This window comes from Veillonella parvula (assembly GCF_040097785.1).
Classification (GTDB): domain Bacteria; phylum Bacillota; class Negativicutes; order Veillonellales; family Veillonellaceae; genus Veillonella; species Veillonella parvula_D.
Window position 1 is genome coordinate 748,490 of sequence record NZ_JBBNNS010000001.1, and the last position, 12,068, is coordinate 760,557.

Here is a 12,068-nt window from a genome sequence, read left to right on the forward strand (position 1 = left end):
ATTCTTTTATTTTACCATATTTTGTATAAAACCGCATATCTTTTAATGTCTTCCACTTTTAGTCGAAATCAGTTAAATCAACGCCAGCCTTTTTAAGCTCTTCTAGCGCAGACTCTACATCCATTTGAGGTTTCTTATAATTTACTTCTTCATTTACACATGTTTTTAAAGGTTTCTTATGAACGCCGGCAATAATATTATCCGCTGTCAAAATAGACATGTCATAACGAGTTCTATCTGTGTAAGAGCCAATATGCGGTACAATAAGGCAGTTTTCTACATCTAACAATGGATGATCCGCTGGTAATGGTTCTGGATCCGTTACATCGAGGGCAGCATAATCGATTTCACCCGTTTTAAGAGCATTGATAAGTGCATCAGTATCTACGATAGGTCCACGACCAACATTAACAAATAAAGCGGTATTCTTCATCTTCTTGAAAAACGCTTCATCACACATATGATATGTTTCATCTGTCAATGGAGCCATAACGCATACTACATCACTAATGGCTAATAAATCATCTAACTCCATATAAGTAGTCTTATGAATCTTATCATCCAAACGTTGATTACGATTATGATACACAACAGTCATACCAAACGCACGGGCACGTCGAGAAATGGATACGCCGATAGCCCCCATGCCAATGATACCAAGAGTGCGACGACTTAAATCAAAACCTTTAATATTAGAAGGTCTTTGAGCCCAACGACCGTCTTTTACAAAGTTAGCATTTTCTATAATACGACGACTAGCCGTGGCAATCAACGTAAATGCAAGTTCTGCTACCGTTTCATTGAGAACACCTGGCGTATTGCCATAAGGAATACCTGCCGCTGTTAGTTCATCAATATTTACATTATCATAACCTACGGCCGCTTGTGCTATAACCTTTAAATTTGGCGCATTCTTTACAAGATCACCATCTACATCTAAAGGTCGTACACACCACAAACCATCCGCATCAATGAGCCATTCCTTCAGTACCTCACGAGGCATCACTGTTTTTTCAGTCCATTGGCGCACATCTACATGCTCTTTTAAATATGCAATCGCATCTTTGCGAACCAGTCCATTTACTACTACTAGAGGTTTCTTTTCCATGTATATCCCTCCCTAAAAAATTCTATATATTATAATTATATTTTATACTAGAAAGCTAACGTAATACAACAAAAAGGAGTAAGGTCAAAACCTCACTCCTTTTATGTATAATTTAAATTTGAACTAGTTCAAATCTGCAGTACAGTTAGGGCATTTAACTGCATTGATATTGATTTCAGATTTACAGAATTGACATTCTTTCGTTGCAGGTGCTTCTGCAACTTCCTCTTCTTTCGCAGATTTCATCATTTTAGCCAAACCACGAACCATCAAGAATACAACAAATGCCAAAATCAAGAATTGAATCAAATCAGTAATAAATGTACCATATGGCAATACAGATCCAGCTGCACGAGCTGTAGCAATATCAGCACCAGACATGAATGCATCTTTAGAACCTGTGCTCAATGGCAAGTACAAATTACTAAAATCAATACCACCTGTGAATACACTGAGAACAGGCATGAATAGGTTGTTTACAACAGAATTAACCAATGCTGTGAAAGCAGCACCAATAATCATACCAATAGCTAGGTCCATCATATTGCCTTTGAAAGCAAATGCTTTAAAGTCATTTAAAAAGTCTTTCATTTTCATACTCCTAGATACGTTTAATTGAGAATGCATTAATAACAGTACTAATCATAAAATAAAGATAAAAAGATGTCAAGAAATTTCGATGTAGTTTTTAAAATTTAGTTAATATAGTTTTTTATAATTCTATCTATTATAGTAATAAATCGCTTATTATGCGTATTTTTTACACCATATTTCCTATATCTACACTCTAAAACGCTATGTTACCTTCTAATTAATAGAGTCTAACCAAACTTTGGTCAGACTCTATTAATTAGAAGTAGTAATGTATTACTCCATTAACCTAAGCCTAGCGAAAGAAGTTTAGCACGCTCTATTACTGCAATAAATGCAGGTGGTATCATGGAAGCATCTAAAAATTGACTAATACGTCGCCCTACAATCACCCCTTTATTGGCAAAGAACCAAGAGAAGTAATAAATATGTAAATCATCTAACTTACGATCCGAAATATTCGATAAACATCGTTGTACAATTTGACTTTTAGTAATACCTAGTTTCGCATAACCACGCCGTGCCATATCCTTTGTTACCATTGGCCGAGCATCATCAATAATATCCTTAATAATGGTATCCATTATGGAACGCTTGTGCATCGCAAGCAAATATGATACAAAATCCATTTCAAAACAAATTTCCTGTGTGTAAAATATATTGCTATGTGCTTTTGCATATTTTCCCTCTACATCGCGATCATAGAGCGCTACTGTAGGAATAGAGAATCTATTAAACAATTTTTGCAATTTACTGATAGAGGACTCGCCCCGAGCATTGATAAGACAGATTCCAAAATAGTCAAAGTCCACGCCTAATTTTTTACCAAAGCCTGTAAAGCTACCGTACTCAGTCTCCCCTTCTACGATGATAATACACCGAGCGTATAGAGCCTCTTTTGCCTCAGGAAAATGCATAATCAAGTGTTTCTCTACCTCTTTAGGGAAATTGAAAGTAACTCCACACGCTGCACAGACCATATTATTTTCATCCCGATAAAGCCGAATAATATGACGATAATCGTCAACTAGTGCATCCGTACTGTGAGTAACCACAAAGAGCTGTCCTAATAATCCATCTATTTTAAAAATATCTCGCAGCAATGCTAAAAACTCTTCATTTTCATTAGTTGCAATTTGACGGTAATAATTGAGCACAGCCCGTTGCAAATACGGACTTAAATGTAGCTCAGGCTCATCCACACTTATAAAGATTGGTAAAAACTTGTGTCCCTTTGCATCATATACAAGTAAAGATTCTAAATTTGTAGTTGCACTACTCACTTTCATATAAATTTGAGCCAAAATCTTGAGAGCCACAGCCATAATCAATCGTACATTATCAGCAGAATACTTACGTTCCATAGCGGAGGATGTAGACAATACCTCTACAAGATGTTGAATATTGAGCATACAGTAAGGATCTAAATCCTTACGTAAACTAACAATTTCACGCTGAAAATCATCAGTAGGCATTTCTAATCGAGACACATAAGCTTGTAATAGCTGTCCTAATTCTACATATATAGAGGACGGTATAGAAAACAGTTCCTGCTCTGAGGTGTCGCGATGACACACATATAAAGCATGGCGAATCATAGACAACGGCATAGGCTCAATCTCTGCATCAGTGACTCTGTATAATCGTGGATATACTTCTTGTACAACTTGTTCAAGTCGTAAACGGTAGGTAGGTCCCTCATCAGCAGTATACATGCTTTTATAATTTAACTCACCTAAAGATATTTCAAAATCAATGCGGATAGGCTTGTTTACATCCGTGAAATCACTTTCAATGAACCCATGGCAATCCATGATAATTTCTAAGAGATCTAGAAAATTAGACTTACCCACCGAATTCTCACCGACAAAATAATTAATATCATTGTGAAAGCTCAACGTTACATCCGCTAAGTTCCTATAGTTTTCAATATGCATCCATTTTATATACATAGCTCCTCCGTCTGTAGCTACTTTCAAAATGAAAAAGCTCTAGTATATTTCATTACAATAAATCACTAACTAATACCCCTGTATTTTATCTTTTATGTAAAAAGGTGCCAATCACGAATGTAATCAGCACCCCCACTGTCATATACAGTCTGATACTGTATATATTCGACATTTATTTAATTTTATCCTCTATAACCTTGCCCTCTCTTAATGGACCACTCTGTTCTTTAAGACGCGCCAACATAACAGAAGATATAAACATGGCAATACCAGCGCCCACTGTTGCTATAGATAAGCTTTCACCAAAGATCAAGAACCCGTAGAAGGAACTAATAAATACGCCAACGTATTGCAAGAATTGAGCCACTACAGCATTGGTCGTAACAAAGGCTCCGGTCAAGAAAAACTGCGCCACTACACTAATACCACCGATAGCCAAAATAATGAACCAGTCTGTACCTTGAGGCATAACGAGCTGTTCTGTAGTGACGAGGCCCGCAATCATACCAGTAATCATAAAATAGGCCATAATTTCAAAATTACTATGTTGTCCGCGTTTACTAATAGTTCGTATTGTCGTATAAGCCGCCGCAGCTAGAGCAGCACCTAAAATTGCTACCAAGGCATACCAAGAAAATGATTCATAACTAAAAGGGTTTACCATTACTAAGACAGCAATCAAAATAACTCCGAGCCATTTGCCAGCCCCTTTAGGTATCGATTCCTTCAGAAACAGCGCACTAAAGATAAAAACAAATATTCCTGTCGTCTGAAATAAAATTGTTGCATCGGACAATTTTATGTGTACCAAAGCGATAAAATTACATACCATACCAAAACCGCCATATAGGCCACGCATGACGAGGAGTCCCCTATCCTCTTTTGAAAAACGAATTCCCTTCACATACATGATAATGAGTACCGCAACAGTCCCAAAGAATCCACGGGCAAAAGCGATCTCCCCAGGTGGAATATTCGTCCCCAACAGTTTTACGAATACATTCATCGTACTAAACAAAATTGCAGATAACAATGCATATATAAGGCCCTTTTTAGCCATAGCCCCTCCTATAATTATATTTCTCTATATAATTATAAACCCATACTTCTATAAATAATGAATACATCAATACATACTAACAAAATTCCATATCATATATGATGAATGTTAATTAATGAGAAAATGAATTTAATTGGTTAATCAATAAAAAATAATTACCCAATAAAAAACATATAGATATGCCGCCCTTCTAAGGAAAGGCGGCATTGTATTATTTAGAGAATGTATCTACAAAATCTAAGATTTCTTGTTTCATATTCTCTTTGTCGATTGCTTTTGTAAAGCGCAATGGTTTGGATTGTAAGGCTTCCAATTGTTTAGGGAAGGCAACACCCGTTACAGCAGAGATATTATCTAAGCTTTCATAAGGAGTCTCGCCCACCTTGATATCCAATGCCTCACAGATTGGTGTAGGAAATTTAAATGGATGTGCTGTAGATGCAATCACTGTATGACGAGCGCCATCTTCAGGATGCTTCTCCAACTCCTTCATATACGCCCCCATAGCAACCGCCGTGTGAGGATCCATTACATAACCGTAAGAATTGTATACTTGTTCAATGATTGCTTTCGTTTCTTCATCATCTACATAGGCACCAGCAAAATCAGTCTTAACACGTTTGAACTCTTCTTCATTAACAGTTAATTTGCCTGTTGTTTTAAGATCTTTCATCCATCCTACTGTACGCTCGCTATCTTCACCAGAAATATAATATAAGAATCGTTCAAAGTTAGAGGATTCAAGAATATCCATAGATGGAGAAATCGTCGTATAGAATGGGCGGTTCATATCGTAGGTACCGTTTTCAAAGAAGTCAGTAAGTACGTTATTTTGATTAGATGCACAAATCAATTTGCCGATAGGAATCCCCATTTTTTTAGCATAGTAAGCAGCCAAGATATTACCGAAGTTACCTGTTGGAACTACAACGTTGAAAGCTTCATCTTCATGGATTGCACCTTGTGCAACCAGTTCAGCATAGGCATTTACATAGTAAACTACTTGTGGAGCTAAACGACCAATATTGATAGAGTTCGCACTGGAGAACATAACCCCTTTTTCAGCAACCTCTTCAGCAGTCGCTTTATCAACAAAGAGGCGTTTCAAGAATTGTTGAGCATCGTCAAAATTGCCATGAATAGCCGTAACATTAACATTCTCCCCTTCTTGTTTTTGCATTTGTTCCGCTTGCATAGGACTAACGCCATCAGTCGGGTAGAATACTTGAATATGAGTTCCCGGTACATCCTTGAAGCCCTCAAGAGCTGCTTTACCAGTATCACCAGAGGTAGCCGTTAAGATAAGAACCTCTTTTTTCTCACCTTCCGCCTCTTTAGCTGCCACTAACAAATATGGGAATAAGGACAAGGCCATATCTTTGAAAGCTTGTGTGCGGCCATGGAATAAGTCCAATACGGAAACCTTTTCCAATAAAGAGTGTAATGGTGCAATATCACGGGTGCTGAAGTTAGCATCGCAATAAGCAGAATTAATCATTTCATTTAAATGAGCTTTGGAAAAGCATGGAAACAACTTTGCTAAAACAACGGCTGCTACTTCTTGGTAGTTTTTATCTTTCACATCATTGTAAGTTAAGCAATTTGTAGGGAATAAAGATGGTACATATAGACCACCATCCTCTGCTAAGCCGTGCAACAATGCATATGTTTCATTTACCGCAACGGTACCGCGGGTGCTAGTATAATTCATGGAATACCTCATTCATAACTACAATGGATTTTTACGAGTTTAATAGATTTATTATAGCATAAAAGCGCCCTCTTGGGGCGCTTTCTATAGAATTATATAATAAATTTTAATCTGATAGATAAAACTAAACATTACTAACTAATTAGATAAATGTTTAGTCTCCACTATCAATCAGAAATCCCTTATAATTCACCTTCTGCAATAGCATCCAATATATCAAGAGACGGAATAAAAAATAGCATGCCCGTAATAGGCTTGGAATAATCAAGCAATTTATCATTTTGTGTAAACATATTGGTAAGCATAGTTTTGGTCACATCCCAGTAACGAGCATAACCTATAAAGTATGTACCTCGGACACCTTGACCAGGTTGAGCAAATGGAACATTCATACGAACGATCTTATGTTCTTCATCATCACGATTATCTTGAGCCACTACATTATGAGCTGCCGGATCTTTTTCATCATCCTCCAATTCGATATCACTAAATTTGCGACGACCAATGAATTTTTCTTGCATTTCTGTAGGAAGTGCACGCCATGCATCAAGATCATGTTCATATTTCTGTGCAAATGCATAAGAGCCATTAGTAAATTCAGGATCTTCATCTCCAATAACGCCCCACTCTACAGCCTCTTGGCCAACAGGGTTTTCCGTACCATCAACGAAATCAATAATCGCACGACCTTGTTCGTAGTGGAAGCCATGGGTTTCATCTACAACAGATGTAATAGGGCGTAAGAACTCCATAATTTGATCTACTACAGTATACGTAACAGATTCATCATTAGAGCGGACATGCAAAAATAAGTCAGCTGCTACAGCTGGTACATCTTGTTTATCACCTTTTATGCCTTGGAAGTCTTCTAACTCTTTTGGTACTGGTGTATTAGGGAACAAATAATCCCATGCCTTACGGCTAAAGCCAAAGGCAATGCCCAAACCTTCCCCATTAGCGCGAATACTAACAGAACGTTTAATGGCTTGAATACGATCTGCCATATCTTGAATCACTTCAAGTTCTGCCTCATGATCTTTACGGTTTAATAACAAAGTAGTGAAGTTGACACTTTGGCCAGCATCTTTATACACATCTTGTGTTCTAGAAACATCTACTGCCATTTGGTACCTCCTAATGAGAAAAACTATTATAAAACCATCATAAGCTATTATAGTTTTACTGTCTATAAAATATATTATATTGTATCAATACTATATTCCATTAATGTTAAAGTTTATAAACTTAATTGAATCAATGACTACTCGTTTGAGAAAAATAGGATTAAACCACAACGTATTTTAACCATGTAAATAACTATATAAAGGCTAAAAAGATATGCAAAAAGCTAAAAGAAAAATATTTACACAAAAAAAGAACTCACACAAAATGTGAGTTCTTTACTCTGGTGGACCACCAGGGGTTCGAACCCTGGACACCCTGATTAAGAGTCAGGTGCTCTGCCAGCTGAGCTAGTGGTCCATGACATGAATAATTATATGCTTATTTTATAGGAATGTAAAGAAAATTTATTACACTCCTATAAAATATCAACATTCATATTATTAATATTGTAATACCCAATCCTTCATAATATTACAGGCCTCAGTAGGGAGTAAATCACTAGTCCCTACGCAGTTTTCACCACTATATAGTTGAAGCACACTATGAGTGCGGCTTACTTCTTTAACAATAATATTCGTTAAATTAGACTTAGGAACGCTAAACTGTAACCCATAACGACCAAAATAGGTAAAAACAGACTCTTGTGTATCGTATTCTATATGGACTTGAAGCATCTTGCCTCCAGGCCAGCATGATTCAATATTTTCCTTTGATCTAGGCTTTAAAAAATCAAAAAATCCCATACTACCCTCCGATTCGCCACATTGGTCGTTCTGGTTGCTCCATGCCTATACCATCATGTCGTTCTTGTTTTCGTTGCAAAGCACGTTCGATATGCTTGGCTAAAGCCTCTTCTAAGGCACCATTGCGCACGAGCGATACAAGGTCAGCCTCATCATCTCGCAACAAGCACAATCGCATTTGCCCATCAGATGTAAGACGTACACGATTGCATGTATCACAATAACTATGAGACATAGAAAAAATAAAGCCTACAGCCTTACCACTAGGTAGTGCCAAATATGTAGCTGGACCAAAGCCATAAACAGAATGAACCTCTGTGAGAGATCCGCCACTAACACGTTCTAATTGTTCCTTCCATTCATCAAAGGTAGGCCCATGAAAGGCATCACCTTGGAACGGCATGTATTCAATAAACCGCCAAACAACAGGCCATTTTTCAACATATTGTAATAAAGATTTAACTTCATCATCGGACCAATAACGAGATAAAACCGTATTAATCTTAACGGATTTAAAGTTAGCATTAATAGCACTACGTATACCGTCGAGAACAGACTCCAACTGTCCCACTTTACCAACACAGGTAGCAAAAGCTTCAGTTTCAAGAGAGTCCAAACTAATATTCACACGATTCAAGCCAAGTTTTTTTAACCGTTGCGCTCGAGAGGCTAATAGACTGCCATTGGTAGTCATAGAGATATCTTCAAACCAATCTGATTCTTTGATACGACTTAGTAGCTCTTCAATATGAGGATAGAGTAATGGCTCACCACCTGTAAGGCGTACTGCCTTCACACCAATATGATGGAAAGCTCCTAAAATGGTCATCCATTCATCAACAGACAATAGTTGCGTTTGACTTTGAGGCGTAATTTCTGCAGGTCGGCAGTAGGGACAACAAAAATTACACGCATCTGTCAGCGACAGACGTACATATTCAATTGTACGGCCCCATGCGTCTTTCATAATACACCTCGTTTACCAACTCAAAATTATTTAATAATAGATACTTCATCACCTACGCGAATCGTACCGTTTTTAAGAACCTTACCAAAGATACCTTGTGTAGGCATAATGCAAGAACCAACTTGTTTCATGATTTCGCAACCATGATGGCATTCCTTGCCAATTTGAGTAATTTCAAGAATCACATCATCACCTACTTGTAAGTGAGTCCCTACAGCTAATTCATAAAGAACCATACCTTCTACTGTAATGTTTTCAGCGAAATCACCAGGTTTAACATCTGCACCTTGCGCCCGCATATGTTCAATACTAGCGATACCAAGTAAGCTGATTTGACGATGCCAATTTCCTGCATGAGCATCTCCCTCCATCCCATGATCTACAATGAGATTGGCGGATTCAATATTATGTTTTTTTTGCCCTTTTTTCTCACTAATGGAGATAGCAATAATCTTTCCGTCTGCCACGTGCCCCTTCCCTTCTTATGGGAACATTCCATATACATAACTTTTTATAAACACTTAATTGTAAATCCAGACTGTATTCCTATTTTATGAAAGTATCACAAAATAGTTCTACAATTATCTATATATTATAGCATAGTATTCATACATTTTCCCTGTGAATTTAATCACTAAAAAGAACTCTATTCTATAGGAATAGAGTTCTCGTATGTATTATTTAGCGACGACCCATTTCTTGAATTTCATCGCCATGATTAACACCATTGAGTAATAAGTTAAGCAAGATTGCCGTAATACTACCAAAGGTAATGCCAGATTTTAATATAATTTGTGCCCAATCAGGGAAATTAGCATAAAAGTTCGGCGCCGCAATAGGGATCATAGCCACTCCAATACTAATCGCCACAAGCATCAAGTTATGATTACCATCAAAACTAACCTTGCCAAGAGAGCGGATACCACTGGCAACAATCATGCCAAACATAGCAATGCCAGCACCACCGAGTACTGCATTTGGTATACTAGCAACAATAGCAGCTAACTTAGGGAATAAACCTAACAAAATTAAGATTACTCCAGATGCAGCTACTACAAAGCGACTTTTAACACCTGTAACCGCAATAAGTCCTACATTTTGAGCAAAGGCTGTATATGGGAAACTATTAAGAATTCCCCCTATTAAAGTAGAAATACCATCGGCACGAATAACAGAAGCCAATTCTTTTCGACCTATTGGCTTATCCACAATTTCACCAATAGCAATACTATCACCTGTCGTCTCTACCATGACAACGAGCATGACGATAATCATAGATAGTACAGAAGCCCAGTCAAAGGTTGGCAAACCAAAATAGAATGGTTCAATAAAAGCAACCCATTGAGATCGACCAACTTCATCAAAATTAGCAACCCCCATTGCAAAGGCAATTGCTGTGCCTGCGATCAAACCGATTAATACAGAAAGATTACTTAAGAAACCTTTAGCAAACTTGTATACAAATACAACAATTAAGAACGTAAGAAACCCAAGTCCTATGTTTGTATAGCTTCCAAATTCTGGATTTCCTACGCCGCCCCCCATCCAATTAATGGCAACTGGCATTAAGTTAATCCCAATAAGAGTAATTATGGTTCCCGTTACAACAGGGGGGAACAGTCGAATTAGACGACTAAAGAATGGAGCTACTATAAAAGTAAATAGACCTGCTACAATAATGGCACCGTAAATGGCAGTCATACCATGCTGTGCCCCAATCATAGTCATAGGTCCGACAGATGCAAAGGTAACACCTTGGATCATAGGGATACGCCCACCTATATTACCGAAGCCTAATGTTTGAATTAAGGTCGCAATGCCGCAGGTAAACAAGTCTGCTGTAATAAGTCGAATCAAGTCCTCCACCGGTAAATTCATCGCCTGTGCCACAATAATCGGTACCGCAACAGCTCCAGCATACATAGCAAGTACATGCTGTAAACCAAAGGCAAAGAGCTGTGGTATGGGCAGCATGCTATCGACCGTATTCATTTGTTTTTGATCTGTCATAATGTCTCCTACATAAAATCTCGAAATATCACCCGTTTATTTTACACTATCGTTCGGATTTTAACAATACAAAAAAGAGAGTCTATTATTTTATATGTATTAATAGGCTCTCTTTATATTATTTCCCGAACTTTTATAGTTTTCTCGGTTATATTATTCGATTTATATTATAATCTCTTATTATTCATATAACCCTATGATAGACGACTCTTTAACATCAAGATCTTTTTCAATGGCATACATCTTAGATGTTAGTTCTGCTACAAAACTTTCATCTTTAATACCGGATAAATTAATACGCACATTCAAAAAAGCCGATTTCACCGCAGCACGCGCATTAATAGCCGCAATAATACCATCTGTAATAAGGTTTTGATTCCCCTTACGAGAGGCTAGTTCTGCTAAATCAAATATTTGATTCGCTAATTCTCCAATTTCAAAAGGTACCATAGCCGCATCTTTGTAAGCTTGTTGAATAGCAGCTGTACGCGCAGCCTTTTCTTCATCTGTATTCTTTGGCAATCCTAAGGCGTTCATAAAGATATTAAATACATCTGCATCAGCTTGAGATAATTCGAGCATGCGCTCGCGAATCGCTTCTGCTTTAGCTTGAAGCTCCTCCATTTCGGTCTGAACCGCTTCATAACCTTTTTTACCAAATGTAAGGTTTGCTACCATTTCTGCTAAAGCCGCTCCCGTCGCAGCAGTCAATGCCGCAATAGCACCACCACCTGGCGTTGGCTCTTTAGATGCAGTAGCAGCCACAAAATCTATCACTCGTTGTTCCACCAATTTCATAAC

11 protein-coding genes and 1 tRNA gene are annotated in these 12,068 nt (G+C 37.6%); all 12 read right to left on the reverse strand.

The genetic code is table 11. The features are described 5' to 3' along the window. Nucleotides 1–58: 58 nt before the first annotated feature. Nucleotides 59–1,108, reverse strand: coding sequence for a 2-hydroxyacid dehydrogenase (locus tag AAA071_RS03525; protein WP_077708594.1), 1,050 nt, complete (start codon nucleotides 1,106–1,108; stop codon nucleotides 59–61). Between the two features lie 123 nt (nucleotides 1,109–1,231). Continuing rightward, nucleotides 1,232–1,699 (reverse strand): large conductance mechanosensitive channel protein MscL, encoded by a 468-nt coding sequence (gene mscL / locus AAA071_RS03530; RefSeq protein ID WP_105086680.1) that lies wholly within the window; start codon nucleotides 1,697–1,699, stop codon nucleotides 1,232–1,234. Between the two features lie 284 nt (nucleotides 1,700–1,983). Beyond that, complete coding sequence (locus AAA071_RS03535) at nucleotides 1,984–3,651, reverse strand: ATP-dependent nuclease (protein ID WP_349234037.1); 1,668 nt, start codon at nucleotides 3,649–3,651, stop codon at nucleotides 1,984–1,986. Nucleotides 3,652–3,823: 172 nt separating this feature from the next. Then, nucleotides 3,824–4,711 (reverse strand): DMT family transporter, encoded by an 888-nt coding sequence (locus tag AAA071_RS03540; RefSeq protein WP_349234038.1) that lies wholly within the window; start codon nucleotides 4,709–4,711, stop codon nucleotides 3,824–3,826. Nucleotides 4,712–4,922: 211 nt separating this feature from the next. Then, on the reverse strand, nucleotides 4,923–6,422 hold the full coding sequence (thrC, locus tag AAA071_RS03545) for a threonine synthase (protein WP_349234039.1): 1,500 nt from the start codon (nucleotides 6,420–6,422) through the stop codon (nucleotides 4,923–4,925). A 182-nt stretch (nucleotides 6,423–6,604) separates the two neighbouring features. After that, nucleotides 6,605–7,546 (reverse strand): Dyp-type peroxidase, encoded by a 942-nt coding sequence (locus AAA071_RS03550; RefSeq protein ID WP_349234040.1) that lies wholly within the window; start codon nucleotides 7,544–7,546, stop codon nucleotides 6,605–6,607. Between the two features lie 282 nt (nucleotides 7,547–7,828). After that, nucleotides 7,829–7,904 (reverse strand) — tRNA-Lys (locus AAA071_RS03555). A gap of 83 nt (nucleotides 7,905–7,987) precedes the next feature. Continuing rightward, complete coding sequence (locus AAA071_RS03560; protein ID WP_008601476.1) at nucleotides 7,988–8,290, reverse strand: hypothetical protein; 303 nt, start codon at nucleotides 8,288–8,290, stop codon at nucleotides 7,988–7,990. Between the two features lies 1 nt (nucleotide 8,291). After that, nucleotides 8,292–9,257, reverse strand: coding sequence for a GTP 3',8-cyclase MoaA (gene moaA, locus AAA071_RS03565; protein WP_195213093.1), 966 nt, complete (start codon nucleotides 9,255–9,257; stop codon nucleotides 8,292–8,294). A 26-nt stretch (nucleotides 9,258–9,283) separates the two neighbouring features. Further along, entirely contained in the window at nucleotides 9,284–9,724 is a 441-nt protein-coding gene (locus AAA071_RS03570) for an MOSC domain-containing protein (RefSeq protein ID WP_173014547.1), read from the reverse strand. Nucleotides 9,725–9,938: 214 nt separating this feature from the next. Then, nucleotides 9,939–11,267 carry a nucleobase:cation symporter-2 family protein gene (locus AAA071_RS03575; protein ID WP_012864632.1) on the reverse strand — a complete coding sequence of 443 codons (1,329 nt, stop codon included), beginning with the start codon at nucleotides 11,265–11,267 and terminating at the stop codon, nucleotides 9,939–9,941. A 180-nt stretch (nucleotides 11,268–11,447) separates the two neighbouring features. Further along, entirely contained in the window at nucleotides 11,448–12,065 is a 618-nt protein-coding gene (locus AAA071_RS03580) for a cyclodeaminase/cyclohydrolase family protein (RefSeq protein WP_195213091.1), read from the reverse strand. Nucleotides 12,066–12,068: the final 3 nt, after the last annotated feature.

Excerpts from the sequence above, each read along its gene's own strand:
- AAA071_RS03525 (WP_077708594.1), bottom strand. The coding sequence starts at position 1,108 with ATGGAAAAGAAACCTCTAGTAGTAGTAAATGGACTGGTTCGCAAAGAT.
- mscL (WP_105086680.1), bottom strand. The coding sequence starts at position 1,699 with ATGAAAGACTTTTTAAATGACTTTAAAGCATTTGCTTTCAAAGGCAAT.
- AAA071_RS03535 (WP_349234037.1), bottom strand. The coding sequence starts at position 3,651 with ATGTATATAAAATGGATGCATATTGAAAACTATAGGAACTTAGCGGAT.
- AAA071_RS03540 (WP_349234038.1), bottom strand. The coding sequence starts at position 4,711 with ATGGCTAAAAAGGGCCTTATATATGCATTGTTATCTGCAATTTTGTTT.
- thrC (WP_349234039.1), bottom strand. The coding sequence starts at position 6,422 with ATGAATTATACTAGCACCCGCGGTACCGTTGCGGTAAATGAAACATAT.
- AAA071_RS03550 (WP_349234040.1), bottom strand. The coding sequence starts at position 7,546 with ATGGCAGTAGATGTTTCTAGAACACAAGATGTGTATAAAGATGCTGGC.
- AAA071_RS03560 (WP_008601476.1), bottom strand. The coding sequence starts at position 8,290 with ATGGGATTTTTTGATTTTTTAAAGCCTAGATCAAAGGAAAATATTGAA.
- moaA (WP_195213093.1), bottom strand. The coding sequence starts at position 9,257 with ATGAAAGACGCATGGGGCCGTACAATTGAATATGTACGTCTGTCGCTG.
- AAA071_RS03575 (WP_012864632.1), bottom strand. The coding sequence starts at position 11,267 with ATGACAGATCAAAAACAAATGAATACGGTCGATAGCATGCTGCCCATA.
- AAA071_RS03580 (WP_195213091.1), bottom strand. The coding sequence starts at position 12,065 with ATGAAATTGGTGGAACAACGAGTGATAGATTTTGTGGCTGCTACTGCA.